The sequence below is a fragment of the Salinirubellus salinus genome (genome assembly GCF_025231485.1).
Lineage (GTDB): Archaea > Halobacteriota > Halobacteria > Halobacteriales > Haloarculaceae > Salinirubellus > Salinirubellus salinus.
Genome location: NZ_CP104003.1, coordinates 3,172,654 through 3,190,169, shown reverse-complemented (window position 1 = coordinate 3,190,169; position 17,516 = coordinate 3,172,654). Strand labels below are relative to the sequence as shown.

20 protein-coding genes and 1 pseudogene are annotated in these 17,516 nt (G+C 60.7%); 5 read left to right on the top strand and 16 right to left on the bottom strand.

Annotated elements, in window-relative coordinates:
* Positions 1–272 precede the first annotated feature (272 nt).
* The 3 genes from N0B31_RS16755 to N0B31_RS16745 are packed head-to-tail and all read right to left on the bottom strand — an operon-like array spanning position 273 to position 3,369.
* Entirely contained in the window at positions 273–845 is a 573-nt protein-coding gene (locus tag N0B31_RS16755; protein WP_368389193.1) for a MogA/MoaB family molybdenum cofactor biosynthesis protein, read from the bottom strand.
* Positions 842–2,152 (bottom strand): GTP-binding protein, encoded by a 1,311-nt coding sequence (locus tag N0B31_RS16750; RefSeq protein ID WP_260592766.1) that lies wholly within the window; start codon positions 2,150–2,152, stop codon positions 842–844. The genes N0B31_RS16755 and N0B31_RS16750 overlap by 4 nt, the downstream gene beginning before the upstream one ends.
* A complete protein-coding gene (locus N0B31_RS16745; protein WP_260592765.1) occupies positions 2,152–3,369 on the bottom strand; it encodes a GTP-binding protein in 1,218 nt (405 codons plus the stop codon). The genes N0B31_RS16750 and N0B31_RS16745 overlap by 1 nt, the downstream gene beginning before the upstream one ends.
* Before the next feature lie 98 nt (positions 3,370–3,467).
* On the opposite strand from N0B31_RS16745, the gene N0B31_RS16740 reads away from it, so the two are divergent.
* Entirely contained in the window at positions 3,468–3,899 is a 432-nt protein-coding gene (locus tag N0B31_RS16740) for a CopG family ribbon-helix-helix protein (protein WP_260592764.1), read from the top strand.
* Between the two features lie 181 nt (positions 3,900–4,080).
* Positions 4,081–4,455 carry a hypothetical protein gene (locus N0B31_RS16735; RefSeq protein WP_260592763.1) on the top strand — a complete coding sequence of 125 codons (375 nt, stop codon included), beginning with the start codon at positions 4,081–4,083 and terminating at the stop codon, positions 4,453–4,455.
* Positions 4,456–5,132: 677 nt separating this feature from the next.
* Here the strand turns inward: N0B31_RS16735 and N0B31_RS16730 are convergent.
* Positions 5,133–5,504, bottom strand: a complete 372-nt coding sequence (locus tag N0B31_RS16730; protein WP_260592762.1) for a CopG family ribbon-helix-helix protein — start codon at positions 5,502–5,504, stop codon at positions 5,133–5,135.
* 106 nt (positions 5,505–5,610) lie between these two features.
* Between N0B31_RS16730 and N0B31_RS16725 the strand changes: the two genes are divergently transcribed.
* Entirely contained in the window at positions 5,611–6,249 is a 639-nt protein-coding gene (locus N0B31_RS16725; protein ID WP_260592761.1) for an energy-coupling factor ABC transporter permease, read from the top strand.
* 287 nt (positions 6,250–6,536) lie between these two features.
* Here N0B31_RS16725 and N0B31_RS16715 read toward each other — a convergent pair whose 3' ends face one another.
* From N0B31_RS16715 to N0B31_RS16695, 5 genes are all read right to left on the bottom strand, one after another.
* The gene (locus tag N0B31_RS16715) at positions 6,537–7,286 is read right to left on the bottom strand and encodes a DUF1405 domain-containing protein (protein ID WP_260592759.1); all 750 of its coding nucleotides are present in this window, start codon (positions 7,284–7,286) and stop codon (positions 6,537–6,539) included.
* The gene (locus tag N0B31_RS16710) at positions 7,267–8,070 is read right to left on the bottom strand and encodes an energy-coupling factor ABC transporter ATP-binding protein (RefSeq protein ID WP_368389252.1); all 804 of its coding nucleotides are present in this window, start codon (positions 8,068–8,070) and stop codon (positions 7,267–7,269) included. The genes N0B31_RS16715 and N0B31_RS16710 overlap by 20 nt, the downstream gene beginning before the upstream one ends.
* Before the next feature lie 68 nt (positions 8,071–8,138).
* The gene (locus tag N0B31_RS16705; RefSeq protein ID WP_260592757.1) at positions 8,139–8,951 is read right to left on the bottom strand and encodes an energy-coupling factor transporter transmembrane component T family protein; all 813 of its coding nucleotides are present in this window, start codon (positions 8,949–8,951) and stop codon (positions 8,139–8,141) included.
* Between the two features lie 2 nt (positions 8,952–8,953).
* On the bottom strand, positions 8,954–9,274 hold the full coding sequence (locus N0B31_RS16700) for a cobalamin transport operon protein (RefSeq protein WP_260592756.1): 321 nt from the start codon (positions 9,272–9,274) through the stop codon (positions 8,954–8,956).
* A complete protein-coding gene (locus N0B31_RS16695; RefSeq protein ID WP_260592755.1) occupies positions 9,274–9,954 on the bottom strand; it encodes an energy-coupling factor ABC transporter permease in 681 nt (226 codons plus the stop codon). The genes N0B31_RS16700 and N0B31_RS16695 overlap by 1 nt, the downstream gene beginning before the upstream one ends.
* A 313-nt stretch (positions 9,955–10,267) precedes the next feature.
* On the opposite strand from N0B31_RS16695, the gene N0B31_RS16690 reads away from it, so the two are divergent.
* Positions 10,268–11,482: an RNA-guided endonuclease InsQ/TnpB family protein gene (locus N0B31_RS16690; protein ID WP_260644005.1), complete on the top strand. Its 1,215-nt coding sequence runs from the start codon at positions 10,268–10,270 to the stop codon at positions 11,480–11,482.
* Between the two features lie 59 nt (positions 11,483–11,541).
* Here the strand turns inward: N0B31_RS16690 and N0B31_RS16685 are convergent, their stop codons facing one another.
* The 6 genes and pseudogenes from N0B31_RS16685 to N0B31_RS16660 form a co-directional block, all read right to left on the bottom strand.
* Positions 11,542–11,952 carry a CopG family ribbon-helix-helix protein gene (locus N0B31_RS16685; protein ID WP_368389251.1) on the bottom strand — a complete coding sequence of 137 codons (411 nt, stop codon included), beginning with the start codon at positions 11,950–11,952 and terminating at the stop codon, positions 11,542–11,544.
* A gap of 98 nt (positions 11,953–12,050) precedes the next feature.
* Positions 12,051–12,839: an ABC transporter ATP-binding protein gene (locus tag N0B31_RS16680; protein ID WP_260592753.1), complete on the bottom strand. Its 789-nt coding sequence runs from the start codon at positions 12,837–12,839 to the stop codon at positions 12,051–12,053.
* Positions 12,830–13,672: an ABC transporter permease gene (locus tag N0B31_RS16675; RefSeq protein WP_260592752.1), complete on the bottom strand. Its 843-nt coding sequence runs from the start codon at positions 13,670–13,672 to the stop codon at positions 12,830–12,832. Before N0B31_RS16675 ends, N0B31_RS16680 begins: the two co-directional genes overlap by 10 nt.
* A complete protein-coding gene (locus N0B31_RS16670; protein ID WP_260592751.1) occupies positions 13,672–14,703 on the bottom strand; it encodes an ABC transporter substrate-binding protein in 1,032 nt (343 codons plus the stop codon). Before N0B31_RS16670 ends, N0B31_RS16675 begins: the two co-directional genes overlap by 1 nt.
* Positions 14,704–14,834: 131 nt before the next feature.
* Complete coding sequence (gene nikR / locus N0B31_RS16665) at positions 14,835–15,263, bottom strand: nickel-responsive transcriptional regulator NikR (protein WP_260592750.1); 429 nt, start codon at positions 15,261–15,263, stop codon at positions 14,835–14,837.
* Positions 15,264–15,423: 160 nt separating this feature from the next.
* A pseudogene (locus tag N0B31_RS16660) lies at positions 15,424–15,972 on the bottom strand (RNA-guided endonuclease InsQ/TnpB family protein); the annotation flags it as partial.
* A 752-nt stretch (positions 15,973–16,724) separates the two neighbouring features.
* Between N0B31_RS16660 and N0B31_RS16655 the strand changes: the two are divergent.
* Positions 16,725–16,883, top strand: a complete 159-nt coding sequence (locus N0B31_RS16655) for a hypothetical protein (protein ID WP_260592749.1) — start codon at positions 16,725–16,727, stop codon at positions 16,881–16,883.
* Between the two features lie 80 nt (positions 16,884–16,963).
* On the opposite strand, the gene N0B31_RS16650 is transcribed toward N0B31_RS16655, so the two are convergent.
* Entirely contained in the window at positions 16,964–17,461 is a 498-nt protein-coding gene (locus N0B31_RS16650) for a DUF1269 domain-containing protein (RefSeq protein ID WP_260592748.1), read from the bottom strand.
* Positions 17,462–17,516 lie beyond the last annotated feature (55 nt).

The window sequence follows — 17,516 nt, the reverse complement described above, 5'->3', positions numbered from 1 at the left end:
GGAAGCCGACCAACAGTATTCAACCGCCGTCGATGGCATAGACGGGGTTTCAATCATCAAGACATTTGACCATGATAGTATGCACAAATGGTGAAGAGTACCCGTCACGCGAAATACGAACGCGAAGCGTGGCGGTCGTTCTTCGCCCTCAAAGAGAAAGGCGAGGACGCCAACCCACCGTCGTACTGGGGTAACCGGCGAGAGGCGGCCCCACCTTCGAGGGTTACGTAGTGATCCAGGATTACCTCCTGCTACATTTTAGAACCCTGCATCTACTCCACCTTGTGTCGGGTTGCGAGTCCGGCGAGATGCGGGGCTTCTTCGACGATAATCTCTGCCGTGGCGAGCTTGACGGCATTCACACTTCCCGGTAGGACGAACACCGGTACGTCGCGGGCGATGCCCGCTGTCGCACGAGTCGAAACGATACGCGTCCCAACCTCCTCCCACGAGAGCCATCTGAACGCCTCGCCGAAGCCCGGCAGTTCGCGGTCGAAGAGCTCGCTCACCGCGTCCGGAGTAACGTCGTCGACGGTGACGCCCGTCCCGCCCGTGGTGACGACGAGGTCGACGTCCGGCCGATCCAGGCACTCGCTCACTGTGGTCTTGATCCGGACGTAGTCGTCCGGAACCATCTGGCGTGACGTGACGACGTGACCCGCTTCGATGAGGATACTCGCAGCGGCGTCACCACTGGGATCGGGTGGCGTCTTTTCGACGCTATCCCCGCGGGACGAGGACACGGTTACGATGGCCACGCCCAGCGGATCGAGACAGTCGTGACCGTCGGAATCCGTCGTCCGTCGGTCCTCCCGTGGTGGGAGTTCCCGACGATTCCGGATCACTGTCGTTCCCCCACGACGAAGCGCTGTTCCATCGGGGGCTGCGACCACTCCATCGTCCCTGGGAATGGATTCTCGAACGCCTCCCAGTCGTCTTCCATCTCCGTCTGTGAGACGAGGCAATCGTCAAGGCCGTCGGTGATACTGGATTCGTCCATCCCAGCCCCGATGAAGACGAGTTTCACTTCGCGGTCACCCCACTGTTCGTCCCAGTGGAGGTCCGACCGCGATTCGCGGTAGGACTCGCGCTGGAACTCGGGGAGTGTGACCGCCCACCGGCCGTTGACCCCGACGTGGGTCTGTGTTCCCGCCTGGCTCAGGTCGAGGGCGTAGCGCTCGCGGCCAGCGACCCACAGGTGGCCCTTGGCTCTGACGACGGAATCGGGGAACGAGCGGAGCCACTCGCTGAAGCGTTCGGGATGGAACGGCCGGTGGCGCTCGTAGACGAACGAGTCGACACCGAACTCCTCCGGTGGGTGACGATGGTCGTGTTCGTGGTCGTCGCCATGTTCGTGTTCGTGGTCGTTGTGATCTGTCTCTGCCTCGGTATGGTCATGCTCGTGCAACTCGGCATCCGTGCTGTCCCCGTGGTCGCCGGAGAGCACTTGTCTCCATCGGGCGGCGTTACTCGCCTCATCCTTGTCGAATTGCCCCGTTCCGAGGATTCGATCCGGGTCGACGGCGCTTTCGGTCGTCCGGACGATGTCTACTCCGGGGTGGAGTGTTCGGATGACGCGTTCGACCGCCTCACGCTCCTCGTTAGTGATGAGATCACACTTGTTGAGGATGACGATATTACAGAACTCGACCTGCTCGGCGAGTAGATCCGACAGTGGTCGAGTGTCGTCATCGCTCGATTTGAGAGGTTCCTCAAGGACGAACGCCTGATGGAACTGGTTGGCATCGACGACGGTGACCGTCGTGTCGAGCTCGTACAGTAAGGAGGCACGCTTGGGTGAGACGAACCGCTGTGCGATGGGGACCGGATCGCTAATACCCGAGGCCTCGATGACCAGATAGTCGAACTCCGCTTCGAACGCGAGACGTTTCAGCTCTCGATCGAGTTCGTTCTGTAGTCCACAGCAGATACAGCCGTTCGACAGCTCCGTGACCCCGTCGTCGTCCATCGAGAGCTTGGAGCCGCTTTCGATGAGGCCAGCGTCGATGTTCACCTCGCCGACGTCGTTGACGAGAACGGCGATGTCGTACTGTTCGCCGCCGACGGTGAGGAGGTGGTTGAGCAGGGTCGTCTTGCCGGCGCCGAGCCCACCACTGAGGATCGTGACCGGGGGTTGGTCGTCGACGGCCATCAGTCGTCGGCCAGCGCCAGTTCGCGCTGGTCCTCGAAACCGAACGGGTCCGGGTACACACTCCAGTCTTCCTCCATCTCTGCGTCCGAGAGGACACAGTCTTCCAGTCGTTCGATTAGTGTCTCCTGATCGAATTCGCGGCCGATGAACACGAGTTGGGTCCCGCGGTCGCCCCACTGGTCGTCCCAGTCCTCTTTGATGCCGGGACGAGCGGCGAAGTAGCGCTCCTGTTGGGCTTTCGGGAGCGTGGCGATCCACGTCCCTTTCGGACCGGCCCGGACCGACTGACCTGCTTTGTCAAGCCCCATCGCGATGTCTTCGCGACCGGCGGACCAGAAAAAGCCCTTTGCGCGAACGATGCCGTCGGGAAGATCGGTAAAGAGACGAGCGATTCGCTCGGGATGGAACGGTCGGTCGGCGTCGAAGACGAAGGACGTGACCCCGTGTTCGTCGGCGGCTGACTCGTGGTGGTGTCCGTGCTGGAGTTCACGCTTCCATCCAGCAGACTGACTCGCCGCGTCGAAGTCGAATCGACCCGTGTTCAGGATCTCCTCGGGATCGACGGCGCCGTGTTCGGTCCGGATGATCTTCGCTCGCGGTTGGAGCGTCTTCAGGACGGCCTCCATCTCCTCAAGTTCGTCGTCCGGGACGAGGTCACACTTGTTCAACAGGAGGACGTCGCAGAACTCGATCTGGTCCATGAGGGCTTCCTCGGGGACACGATTGCCCTGCGGCTCCATTTCATCGTCAGTGAGCACCTGTCCGGAGTCGAAACCCTGCCAGAAGCTGTGTGCGTCGACGACGCTGACCATCGTGTCGAGTTCGTACACGCCTGTGGGGTCGAACTCGGCGTCCTCGAATCCGCGGGCGAACGTCTGGGCGACCGGAATCGGTTCGCTGATTCCAGACGATTCCACGAGGAGGTATTCGAAGTCTCGCTCTTCGACCAGTCGTCCCACTTCGTCGAGCATGTCGCCACGGAGACGGCAGCAGATGCAGCCATTCGACAGCTCGATGATCTCCTCGTCGTTCTGGGTGAGCTCCGACTCGCGTTCGACGAGGTCAGCGTCAACGTTCACCTCCCCCATGTCGTTGACGACGACGGCGGCGTTCAGTTCTCGCTCACTACCGAGAATGTGGTTGAGCGTCGTCGTCTTGCCAGCACCGAGGCTTCCGCTGAGGATTGTCACCGGAATCGGGTCGTTGTTGAACGGCATACTGAAGTTATGAACTTGCTCTACTAAAATACTAATTATTACGTTTCAGTGTCGACAGTCATAACAGATACTAATAATCCAGAATAGAATCTTGGTATATGAGCGTCGTGAGCATCTCGATGCCCGAAGCGTTACTCGAGCGCATCGACGAGTTCGCCGGCGAACACGGCTACAGTGGCCGGAGCGAGGTCGTACGCGAAGGCACACGCACACTGCTCGAAGAGTTTCAGGGGCGAAATATCGACGGGCAGAAGCACATGTGTACAGTCACAGTGGTCTTCGAGTACTGTCAACCGAGGGTTCAACAGCGTCTCACAGGAGTCCGCCACGAGTACGATACTATCGTCTCCGCGACCACGCATGCACACGTGCAGGACCGGTACTGCATGGAACTGTTCGTCGTAGAGGGAACTACGGAGGTACTATCCGGATTCGTCAACACCGTCCGGGCAGTGCCGGATGTCCGGGCAGTGGATTACTCGATTACCTCGCTGGGCGAAGACCCCCTTGATCAGCCCATCGAGTCGTGATTCCGTGTTGAAATCCTCAGGAATTGAAAGGAGCCGTCTGCTGCATACAGAGGCTGAATTTAGCGCTGGGTTCCACGAGCTACCCGTGTCATCACGCAAGTAACTGGACCTTTCAGAACCAGTGTAGGTGTAGCAGTGACGGAACGGTTATCTCGAATTGCAGTGTACGATAACACATACCATGGAGTTTGACTGGCAATCGTTCGTTGAACCTGACCCGGAATCCGAACTCCGAGGCGTCGTCGGGTATCTGCACCCTTCACAGTACCGGACAGTGCCAAGAGTTCTCTGGCATACCCGGAAGATAGAAGCACAACTTGCGGAGTCGGGTGGGTTGGTCGGCTATGCCCTGCGCGCCAAATTAGCCCAGAAGAAGTTCTGGGCGGTTGCTGCCTGGGAAAGTGACGAGCCACTCCAAAACTTCGTGGAGAGCAACCCACACGCCGAGGTCAGGATGACGCTCAAACGAGAAATGAAAGAGAGTTGGTTCCAAAGGTTCGATGTGAGTGGCGAGGAAGTCCCGCTGACTATTGATGATGCTCTTGATCGGGTCTGATTCGCCAAAGACGTTCTACTGGACCCCCGGCAACCAGAGAAATTGAACTGCTGAAAATGCGCCCTGGGCCTTGTTTAGACGCGGTGTAGATCGCCCGAGACGGTCGTTGCTCAAAGAATGAAATCGGGAGGAGAAGCACTCGTCGGTAGATTCTGTTCAGTCGATAGAATCACTGACTAACGCCTTCAGGAGCGTCTAAACAAGGCTTGCGCCCTGCATTCAGCACGCTCGTTGGAAACCGCCATCAATCCAGGGCCTCAACAGAGTCAGCCGTGAGAACAGCTCAGTGCTCCGCGAGGAGCATCAGTTTGACCCGACTCACCGCATCGAAATCACGCAAGCGGTGACCTCCTCCCCGTCGTTTACGACGGGGATTCCCACGTCCGCACCGCAACGTTGGTTTGGGATAGTTGCTGGTTGACGACTCGTCGGCATGACGGGCCGATGGCGGGGCCACACCGCCGTTACTCCTATCCCCGGTAGGGGGACTCGGAGTTATCTTGACCGAGACACCACAGCGGTTCGAGAGGGTGTCTCGAACGTACTGGTTCTCGGAGTCCCGATATTGTGCATTTAGGTGGCGGTGAAACCGCCTCGGTGTACGTGATGCTACAACACGCATCTGCTTAAATATCCGTAGTAGCGTCAGAACGTGGTCCGTGTGTGCGTTGTCGGATTCACGCCCGCCGTTTACGGCGGGATTCTCTCCTTGTAGAAAGATAGGTGAGGTCCCGGACACGCGGTGCCGGTCCGCTGCAGAAGAGCGTCTCGAGACACCACTCTCCTTCGTGAATACGATTCGTGGTCGTGATAACGTCCTGAAACTGATGCTGTACGTCGTGAATCTCTTCGATAACCGCTTCGTGTTCGTAATCGAAAGCGATGATAACGACGACATCGCCTTCGATATCCTCCAGTCTGGTGTGGGCCTCGATGTACTCCTGCATCGCCTCGCGGACGCCACGGGAACGCGAATCTAATCCCTCTGCCTGCCACGTCTCATCGAACTCGGAGAGGAGGTCGTCGGGGATATTGAAGCTCGTGCGCATCGGGTATTAATCAGAACTGAATTCATATGAGTGTCTAGTAACTGTGGTGACTAGATTATGATTCGTTTCCGAAGTCATATATCCCGACCTACGGAACTCGGAATCGATGCACACACCAGATGGATTCTTACATCCGTGGATGGCAGGCGCGTTCATCCTGCTCACCGGCGCGGTATTGGCCGTCGCCACAATGCGAGTACGTGACTCGCTGACCGAGTATCGGATTCAATTGTTCGCCGTCGTCGCCGCAGCCGTGTTCGCCGCACAGATGCTCAACTGGCCGATCCCCGGCGGGACGAGTGCGCACTTCGTCGGCGGTGCGTTCGCCGCGATCGTACTCGGCCCTCACCTGGGGGCACTCGCCGTCGCACTGGTCGTTGCCGTCCAGGCGCTCGTCTTCGGTGACGGAGGGGCACTCGCACTCGGGGCCAACATCTGGAACATGGCGATCGTCCAAGCCTACGTCGGGTATGCAGTTTACACGACGCTCGCGGACCGCAACGAACTGCTGGCAATCGTCTCCAGCGGGTGGATCGGGATCACCGTCGCTGCTGCCTCTGCCGGGCTGCAACTGGGCGTCTCACCTGGCTTCACCGGTGAGTTCATCGCGGTCGTCGCCATCATGACCGGTGGGCACTTCATCCTCGGTATCGGTGAAGGTGTACTCACCCTCGCGGGAGTGTGGCTTCTCGACCGCGCCGGCGTCGAATCCGAACAGCTCCAGCCGGAGGGTATCCGCGCATGAGCGCCCGATCGTTTGTCCGGACACCGTGGCAACGACGCTCGCTTGCCGGGCTCCTCGGACTCGTGGTACTCGCACCAGCGTTCGCGTGGGCAGCTGGACAGACCAGGTACGCGGAGCCGATGGACAACGCCGCTGCGCTCGCCGGTGCTGCCTCCGGAGCTGTGCCGACCAGTATAAGCCTCTTTTCGGGATACGCACTACCGGGGCTCGGACCACACGCTGGAACACTGGGTGGTGCATTCCTCGGCACTCTGCTCACGCTCACCCTCGCGCTGGGACTTGGACGGTTACTGGCTGCCGGGCGCTGAAGCGGTTCTCGCCCGAATACGCTGTTTCTCTCGGCGAGTCAGAACTGCAACCACTGTCGCCAGCACCGTCAGCGCGACGGCACCCGTGGCGGCGATCTCGTGTGCTGGGGAGACGTGCTGGACGGTGCCGTTCACAATCGGTTCGACCGGCAGCAGGGTGTGATGCGGTGTCCCGACAATCGGAACGAAATAGTCGACGAGGTCGTTGAACCCGTACCAGAGCAGCGCAACGAGAATCGCTCGACTGGGAAAGTCACTGTAGCGATGGATGAGGAACGCCTGGACGACCATCCCGAGGTGCGAGACGAACAGGAACGCGTACATCGCGTTCGACGCGAACTCTCGTCCCAGTAGTGGAACGACCTGCGGTGGTGGCGTGACCGTCGCGAGAAACGCGTCTGCGAACACTGTCAGGACGTACGGCGTCCAGAGACCGAGCTTGATGCAGCCGAAAAACGCCAGCATATTCAGATACTCGTTCGACCGGCCGAGTTTGTACAGCGCCAGCGAGCAGGCGATGAACAGCGTAGCCGTCGGACTGTCTGGGACGACTGGCCACGCGACGACCGGTTCGAGTTGGAACTGTGGGATGTAGTACCAGAAGCCGAACGCCGTTCCCGCGACATTGATCGCGACAATCACCCACGCGTATCGCAACGCAACGGTCTCGATCCGCCGAGGAAGTGGCGCGAGATACCGGGGGAGCCGCTCAGTCGTGTCCGCGCCCATCTGGAGAGGGTGTCTGTGTGGTTGCCACGTCGGTGGCTTCCGTGAGGAGCGACACGAGATCCGCCTCCGTCACCGGCTGTGCCGTCGTCTCCAACCCCGCCTCGCGAGCCACACGAACTGCACTCGGTGGGTGGAGGTTCGCCTCCGCCAACAACGCGTCGTTGTAGAACACCTCTCGTGGCGTCCCGTTCCCGACGACGTTGCCATCAGTCATCACGCAGATACGGTCTGCAACGTCAGCGGCGAATTCGAGGTCGTGCGTCGACAGGACGACGCTGATACCGTCTCGGTGAATCTGCTCGATTCGCTCGGCGACCAGTCGAGAGCGCTCGGGGTCGAGGCCCGCGAGGGGTTCGTCCAGCACGATTACGCTCGGTTCGAGGACCAGCACGCCAGCGAGGCCGACGAGGCGTTTCTCGCCACCGCTCAGGTAGTGTGGGATTCGGTCTTCGAGGTGGCTCGCGTCGACGGTCGCGAGTGCCTCACGAGCGCGCTGTTTCGCCTCGTCACCGGGGACGCCGTAGTTCTGGAGGCCGAACATCACGTCATCGAGGACCGTGGGCGCGACGAGTTGCGTATCGGCGTCCTGAAAGACGAAACCAACTTCCGTCCGCGCGTATGCCTTGTTGTCTTCGGTAATCGGCGTGCCGTCGACGACGAGTTCGCCGTCGTCGGGAACGAGCGTGGCGTTCAAGTGCTCGAGAAGGGTCGACTTCCCGGCACCGTTGCCCCCGACGAGTGCGAGGACCTCGTCGGGATACACCGAGAAGTCGACATCGTGCATCCCGACCGTCCCGTCCGGGTATGTGTGGGCCTCACACCGGAGGTTCACCAGCGGCACCTGGTCTCGGCTCACAGTCCCACCCCGTAGACCGCGACCGCGGCGTAGCCGACGACGGCAACGTACGAACCCACCACGATGAACAGTTCGTGGACGGGGGGCCGCGAGACGTCGCCGTACAGCGTGATGTCGCCGTTGTAGCCACGGGCTTCCATGGATTTGACGAGTCGTTCCGACTGCTCGATCGCCGACAGCATCGTCATCCCGAGGATTCTCGCGTACAGCCGCTTGTTCGACCAGAACTCCGAGAAGTTCGCGCCGCGGGAGAGCGCGGCTTTGACCAAGTCCTCGAGTGTCTCGATCATCACGAACGTGAACCGGTAGGTGAGCAGCGCGATCTGGTCGATCGGCCGCGGGAGCAATCGACCGAGCATGTACGCGACGTGGGTGTATTTGGTCGTCATCGACGCCGTCAGGGCGAACGTGACGACCGTGAGTGACCGGCAGGTGAGTTCCCCGAAGAGCACGAGCCCTGCCCACGTGACAGAGAGTTCACCGAGCGGTGTCGCGAGCGCGCCTCCGATCGGCGTTCCCGGTTCGAGAAACGCCAGCGGCCCGGCGACCGAGACGATGAACAGCATCGGGAGCGTGTACCAGCCAGCGAGCCGCCGAAAGGGCAGCCCTGCGAGTCCGTAGACCACCAGTACGGCTCCGTACAGTCCGGCCAGGAGTGCGAGCCGGTCGAACACCGTGACGGCGAGGACGAGCGCGCCGACGACCCCGATCTTCGTCCATGGATTGACGCGGTGCAGCGGCCCGTCTCGCCGTTCGGCGAACGCCGTGATGAGCCGCGGGTCGGGAACGTGATTCGAGAGTGTCGTCACAGTTAAGCGGAGCGTTCCCCGTCCTCGAAGCCGCCGTAGCGGTCGACGTAGACGTACACACCGACACCGAGCACGACCATGAGGAGGACGAGCCCGCCGAACTCGAGCATCAACCCACCTTTGCGGATGGGGCCAGCGACGACGATGCCGCGCCCGAGGTCGACGAGCGCGCCGCCACTCTCTTGGACGCCGCGCTGGAGTGCTTTCGCGGAGCGCTTCGCCCACGGCAGGGCGCCGCCAGTCGCGGTGAAGCCCCAGTACCCAGCGGCGAGGAAGGCCGCGAACAGCCCGACGAGGCCGCCGTACTGCTTCCAGCGCTGCATCAGGCCGTCACCCCGGTGGTCTCCTCGCGGGTATCGCGGTCGGTGAGTCCGACGAGGTCGGGGCGGACAGAGGCGAGGAACTGGACGATGAATCCCGTGAGCAGGCCTTCGATGACGGCGACGCCGAGGTTGAGGCCGACGAGGCCAGCGACCGCGACCGTCAGGTCACCACGCGGCAGTGCACTCCCGTTCACACCGCTGATGACGATGATCGCTCCCATCAGGAACGCGCCTGCCGAGAGGCCCAGCGTCGCAGCACTGGCGCTGGCCGGGAAGACGTCCCAGTCCATCCCCATCAGGGTCTTGAACGCGTAGTAGGCGACGATAGCTTCAGAGGCGTTGACGAGCGTGTTCGCCCCGAGCAGGCCGACTGCACCGTGCCCGAGCGCTGCCGAGAAGATGTTCACCACCAGTGCGATGAGCGCGCCGAGTAGCGGGCCGGCGAGGATGCCGACGAGGCCGGTGAGGTTCATGTGGATGCCACCCCACACGGGGATGTTCAACTGGAAGATCGCGAAACTCGCCGCCGCGCCGATGCCCGCGAGCGCGATCTGATGGGTCTTGATACCGCCTTTCCGGACCCGGTAGACGACGGCGCTGATCAGTCCGACGCCGAGCAGCGTCCAGAGTACCAGTGCCCACAGCGGGAACGAGCCTTCTCCGAGGTGAATGTGCGCCATGCGTGGATTGCCAATTTTGGTACCAAATATAATAAAGTTGCTGTAGCTTCTCTTCGCAGATAATAATCATAGCATAGGGCGCTATTGTACGTTAACAGCAGTGCCCGACACGGCCTCTGGCCAGAGCAGTCTCACGTCTATCTTTCTTCGAGGAGAGAATCCCGCCGTTTACGGCGGGAGGGAATCCGACAAGTCCTCCACAGTCCACCGTCGATAGCAAACAGGATATTCAACGCTAATCCACACGATTAACTAAATCTACCTACATAGGCTATGTATGGCGATCTAGGTCACTCGCACCTACGTTGGTTCCATCCAGAACCACCGACAGGTCTACGAGGGCCTTGACTCGCTCGGAGACTCCGCCTCGAAAATCTGGAACGTCGCCCGATGGACAGCCGACCGCGTATGGGATGCAACCGGCGAAGTACCGGACGAGGGCGTGCTGAAATCGTATATGAAGAACCAGTCGTGCTGGAAAGACTTGAACGCACAATCCAGTCAGAAAGTCATCGAAGAACTTTCTGACGCTTTCCAGTCGTGGTTCGACCTGCGACACAAGCTCGACGAGGCGAATCCGCCCGGCTACCGCAAACACGGCGACACCCGACCCAAAAGTACGGTCACGTTCAAAGAAGACGGCTTCAAACACGACCCCGACAACAACCGCGTTCGACTCTCAAAAGGCTCGAACCTCAAAGAACACTTCTCGGACTTCTTGCTCTGCGAGTACCAGACCCGTCCCGAGGTTGACCTTTCGGAAGTCAACTCGGTGCAGAACGTTCGCGCCGTCTGGAACGGTGATGAATGGGAACTGCACTTTGTCTGCAAAGTCAACGTCGAAACCAACGACTCAGCAGGCAACGGTGTTGCTGGAGTCGACCTTGGCATCAAAAACATCGCCACGGTCGCCTTCCCCGACGAGTACGTTCTCTACCCCGGTAACTCGCTCAAGCAAGACAAGCACTACTTCAAACGTGCCGAGTACGACACCGAAGGTGAGAACGGCCCGTCCGAGAAGTCGATGGGGGCACGCCGGAAACTCACAGAGCGCGAAACGCACTTCTACCACACGCTCACGGACACCATCATCACCGAATGTGTCGAACGCGGTGTGGGCACGCTTGCGGTGAGTTGGCCCGAAGACGTGCGTGAGTCTGATTGGGGTAAGACCGGCAACAAGAAACTCCATACGTGGGCGTTCGACCGCATCTACCAGTACCTCGAATACAAAGGCGAGATTCGTGGCGTCGAGGTGCTGAAAGAAAACGAGTGGAACACGTCGAAGACCTGCTCAAAGTGTGGTGACGACACGAAATCGAACCGCAAGCACCGTGGATTGTACGTGTGCTCGTCGTGTGGGTTAGTCGGGAATGCGGATTGTAACGGGGCGGAGAATATGAGGCAGAAGATAACTCCGAGTCCTCGTGGCGAGGATAGGAGTAACGGCTGTGTGGCACAGCCATCGGTACACCTGTTCGATTCAGACAGTGGGGTGTTCGCCCCGCGAGAACAGGTCGTGTCGTAGACCGTCAAATATCCCAACTTGCGGTACGGGAAGCCCCGGCGTTTACCCCGGGGAGGATGTCACTGCTGGCCGATCTCCGCGCTCATGACATCGGCGGGCACCATCGTGTACTCGACCGAGACGGACTCGTCTGCTCCACGGACGGTCCCGATGAACCGTAAGGCGTCCTCGTACGCCGCTTCGAGGACGAACATCTCGACACAGCCAGCGTTATCCTCGAGGCAGTTGTGAGAGTTCGACCGGATCGACGCGTCGAACTCGTGGCGGATATCCATCATGCGGCGTTCGATCTCCGGTTCGTCGTAACCGAAAACGGCGGTAACTGTCGCCAATACCCGCTGCCCCTCGTAGTCCGTCTCCCGGTACTCGTCGAGCAGCGACTCGCACGCCTCACGGATGACCTCACTTCGTCCAGTGTAGCCGTGTTCTTCCGCGAACGTATCGAGGTCGTCCCGGAGTCGCTCCGGCATCGAGGAGCTCACGATTGGCATATATTAAAAACAAACTCAAAGATAATAGATATGGTGGTTAGATAGATTTAGGTTAATAATTTTCTCACAAGAGTTCGTCAGCTGTTAGTGTCGCCCGGACTCCCGAGTTCATCGCGAATGCGCGCGACGTACTCCACGAAGTCGTGGTCCGTTCGTTCGCGTGGACGTTCCAAGTCGATCGAGAACGTCGACTGCACACTCCCCGGATCAGTGCCCATCACGATGACCCGGTCGGCCAGCGTCACCGCTTCGTCGATGTCGTGCGTGACGAACACGACGGTCTGTTCGGTCTGTGTCCAGATATCGAGCAGTTCTGCGTGGAGGCGGTCACGAGTCCGCGCGTCGACGCTGGCGAACGGTTCGTCCATCAGGAGGGTCTCCGGATCGGGGGCGAGCGCGCGAGCGATCCCGACGCGCTGTTTCATACCGCCGGACAGCTCCTTCGGATACGCGTCCTCGAAGCCGCCGAGCCCGACGAGGTCGACCAGCTCCCGGACTCGCGCCTCGCAGTCCGCACAGTCGCACGCGGGCCGGTCGAGACCGAATCGGACGTTCCCACGGACGGTTCGCCAGGGGAACAGCGCGTACTCCTGAAAGACCATTCCCCGGTCCAGCCCCGGGCCAGTAACCGGGTCGCCGTCGATCAGAATCGACCCACTGTCCGGGTCGTCGAGGCCCGCGATCGCCCGCAACAGCGTCGTCTTTCCACACCCCGAGGGACCTACGATACAGCAGAACTCGCCTTCCGACACCGAGAACGAGACGTCGTCGAGCGCGCGCGTCGACTCGTACGCCTTGCTGACGTTCTGTACACTGATCTTCTCCGTTGACTCCTGACTGCTGGAGAAGTCCGTACTCAGCGCCACGCGAGCACCCTCCCTTCGACGAGTCGGAACCCGACGTCCATACAGAGGAACGCCAGACTGATCAGGAACATGTACGCGACGCTGGTCGCCATCGCGAGGTTGTTGGAGGCGTTGATAATCTCGTAGCCGACGCCCGGTGCGCCGAACAACTCGGCGCCGACGACGATCATCCAGCAGCGACCGATACTCGTCCGGAACCCCGTCAGGACCTGGGGCGCGGCGCTCGGGAGCGCGACGAGTTTCAGCATCGAGAGGTCGCGCTCCACACCGAGCGTCGACGCCGCATCGGTCAGGTCGCTGGAGACGCCTTCGACGCCACCGTAGGCGCCGTAGAAGTTGATCCAGAACGCCCCCACGAAGACGATGAACGCCGCGCCGGTGTGGTGAATGCCGAACCAGACGATGGCGAAGACGATCCACGCCAGTGGCGGAATCGGCCGCAGCACCCGGACGAGCGGCCGGAGCCAGTCGTCGAGTGCCCCGTTCCAGCCCATCCCCAGTCCGAGTCCGATCCCACAGCCCGCACCGAGGAGGAGGCCAGGCACGTAGTGAAACAACGTCTGGGTGAGATGTGCGAGCCCGGTCGGCAACACCAGACTCGACCCCAGTACGGGAACCACGATCGCAGTCGAGGTCGTGAACAGGTCGACGAACGCACGCGCCGAGTCGAGCGGTCCCGGCACCAGATACGATGGCTGGGTCGTCATCGCGCCGACCCACCAGATCAGCAGGAACACGAGGAGACCACCCAGGCCGCGCAGATACCGCCGCAGGTCCCCCTCGAAGCTGCCGGCGACGACTACGCTGGAACCGGTGTCGGTCTGCGTAGCCATTACTGGAGTGCGTCGTAGGGGTCGAACGCGAACAGGTCCTCAGTCGCGACCGGCTCCTCAATGTTGCCGACGTTGGCGACGAACTCACCCATCGTCGCGGCCTGATCGGTGATCGCGTGCGGGTCCGAGACGAACTCCGACGCCGTCGAGTCCATAGCGGCCTTCGCGAGCTCCTCGCTCACGCCGGATCCGATCACCGACGCGGCGTGGGCTGCGGCGACGTCCGGTGAGTCCGCCGTGAACTCGGTCGCCGAGATGTGCTGTTCGACGAGCGACTGGGCGACCGCGCTGTCGTCGAGCACTCGCTGGTTCGCGAACAGCACCGTGACGGGGTGGTTGTCCAGTATCTCTCCGGACCAGGCGAGTTCGCCGAACCCATCGTCCTGTCCGATGATCGTCGCGAACGGCTCCTGGATGATCGTCGCGTCGATGTCGCCCGACTGGATCGTCTGGACGGCCTTCGCGGGCGGAACTTTCGACTTGTTGATCGTGGACTCCATCTCACCGACCCCGAGGTCCTCCTGGAGCCAGTATCGGAGGACGATGTCGGGGACGCTCCCGTCCGGTGGGGCACCGAACCGGACCTTGCGGCCGCGCTCTTTTTCGAAGCGCTCGAACGTGGCCGCCCCCTCCTGTTCGTAGAGATCGGCGAGTTCGGTCGTCCCCATGACTTTGAAGCCGTTTCTCGAGTTCGCCGCGAGGACACCGGCGTCGGTGCCCTTGTCGACGAGGACCATCGCAGGGGTGATGCCGAAGAGCGCGACGTCGACGTCCCCACTGGCGAACGCCTTGACGACGCTGGGACCAGAGCTGAATCGTTCGATGGAGACGTCCGTTGGAACGTTCTCGTAGAAGCCCTCCAGTTCCATCACGTAGTGTTGCATGTTCGGATAGATCGGGACGTACGCGACCGTGACGGAATCGAGCGACCCGCCCCCTCGACCGAGCTGACCGAGACAGCCAGCGATTCCAGCCGTCGCAATCGTGGCCGTCCCCGTCTGGAGCAGTCTTCGGCGCGAGATTTGAACCATCAGTGTTGCTAACTTTGAATGCGTTTCTAATAATAGCTGTGATTTGGGTGCCCCAGATTAATATTCAAAAGGGATGAAGAGCAGAGATATTGCTAAAGTTGGCGTGAATGAAGCGAGAAGGGCGACCAGAATCAGTTCATATCGGCGAGCGGGCCGAAGTCGTCCACCGGCAGCACGGAGTAGTCGACCGTGAGCGTGTCCTTCGTCGCTCGAATCTTCCCGACAAACGTCGAGATCTCCTGGAGCGACCCTTCTAGCACGAACAGCTCCATACAGTGATGCCCGCCGACGTGACTGTGGAAGTTCGAAGCGACGATGTCCTCGTGCTCGTGACGGAGGTGCATCATCTTCTCCTCGACGCTCGTCGTCTCGTAGTCGAAGACCACCGTAACGACACCCATCAAGTCTCGATCTTCGAGTTTCTTATCCTCGAACTCACCAAGGAGGTTACGGCTCGCTTCCCGGACTACCTCACTCCGGCCCGTGTACCCGTGATCGTCCGCGAATTGGTCGATTCGTTCGAGCAGTTCTTCTGGCATCGAGACACTGACGACGCTCATATAGCAATACAGCCTTCAAAAAATATTAAGAGTTATTATTCTTCTCGGCTCCGTTGCGCAAGTGAGACTGCTTCGTCCACCAGAACGCTCATCATGCGTAGTCTATTCGCGCGGACGACCGGCCGTAGGTTTCGTACAACTCTGCTGCGGATAGCACGATTCAGTAGAGCGTGCTTAGGCCGGTGGACGCCTGTATGCTACTACTGATGACCGATTGGGGGACAGGTCGTTCTGACGGCGTCGGTGAGTCGCCTCGGGGTCGAGCCCCGAGGCTTCCCGTTTCCACGACGCGCTTTGCAGATACCGAGTGGGTAGCCGTAGGGAGCGCAGTCTCCACGGGCGTTGATTCGGGCCATCCCAACCCTAATTCAGAAAAACCTCTCTGCAAGACGTTCAACGAAGCGTTCGCATCACGGTCACACTCGAACCCACACGCCGGACACGAATGTTCACGCACCCAGACCAGTTTCGCTGTCTCTACACCACACGACGCGCACTCTTTGGTGGTGCCTCGGACTTCGACCTGAACGACGTGACAGCCGTACAGGTCGGCTTTGTATTCGGGCAAGGTGATGAACTGTCGCCACGCCGCAGCCTGCTTGTTCCGAGCATCCCCGTCGCCCTGAAGCATACTCTGGACGTTCAGGTCTTCAACGAACACGGCGTTATGCTCCTTGACGAACCACGTCGTGAGTTTGTGCTGGTAACAGGGCGGACGCTCCGCAGCAGGTCGCTCGAATCCGTTCAAACCGCGCCTTTGAGACGCTTCACGTCCGGGCATCGACCTCATAGTGCTCGGCTCACCGTGGTCGGATCGTGGGGCGGCCGAGTCCTCCCCACGATGCGTTCGGCCAAGCGGGGCTCCTCGGCGGCCAAAGAGACACCCGTCTCGAACCGACCCGCTGGTGAATGGACGAGAACGAACGGCAATTCCCACCCCAAATCGTCCAAACTCGGTTTCAATCCGGGACGTAGGGTGTCTAAACGGAGTTTGGATTCGGCTGAAACGGGCGTCGACCGTCGTCGACTCGCTCTGCACGTCTCGAAGAGAACAGCCACAAGAGCGGCTCACGAGGAGGAATACCGACTTTCGCGGAAACAGGCTCGCGGGGCGACGAGCGCAGCACTCCCCCTCGAAACAGGCAAAACCGCTATACGGCAACCGTGTTTGGATAGCAAACAGGCTCGTTTCGGGCCAAATGAACACCGACACCCAAACCAGTAATAGCCGCTTAGCAGGCCCGGCAGCCCTCCTAGGCCTTATTCTCTGGTATGGGATATCCTCCGTGCTGCGAATCCAAACACCGTATCCACAGACAACCTCCCGGAGACTCGTCCGAGTTTGGATTCGGCGTTCCGACCGTAGAGGGCTGAGAAAGCCCGCGAAGAGGCTTTCAAATCGAGTTTGGATAGGAGACGAGTCGACGACATCTCTGTCGGGGGACAGAGTTGCCCCGAAAGGTGTCGAGCGACGCGACCGGCGGTGGAAAGAAACACCTTGTCGACTCCGCCACCGAATCGGTGCTGGAGGAACTCCGCGGGCCGGACGTGAACGAGACGCCGCTCGTGGCGGCGATAGCGAAAGTGCAGGAGTGGAACCGGCGGCTGGACGGGGAGTGAGGCGGCCGGTTCCCGTCGGGGGGCGGACCGCTCACGGTTCGGTCGGCGTCGAAAGAAGCGGGTGGTGGTCAGTGGTCCGTTCAGGCGGCGATCTCGTCGGCGCCGAACGCCTCGCGGAGCCGGTCCTCGTCCTCCGGCGAGAGGTTCGTCTCGATGATCTCGAACTCGAACTCCGAGAGCTCCTCGGTGATCCGGTCCATCACGGCGTCGTGGGCGAGCAGGAACAGCGCGGAGGAGTCCGGTTCGACCGTCTCCCCCACCTCCTTGATGAACTTGTCGTCGATGCCGTAGTCGGTCAGTTTCCCGCTGAGCGCACCGGTCAGCGCACCGACGGCCATCCCGAGCCACGGCATCCAGAAGATGACGCCGATGAGCAGTCCCCAGAACGCACCACCGAGCGCGCCCGCCCCGACGAGGCTCCGGGCCTGTTTCACCTTCACCTGTCCGTTGGGCTTCCGGACGACGACGGCGGCGTCGTCGATCGTGATGAGCTCACGCTTCTGGAGGTCGAACATCTTCTCACGCATCTGCTCTGCGGTGTCTCTTCCCTCGAACGCCAGTACGACTAGTGAGGACATTGTGTCTCTCCGGGCGGTGGGACGTTTGACAACGAGTTAACCCTTTTTCGCGGTC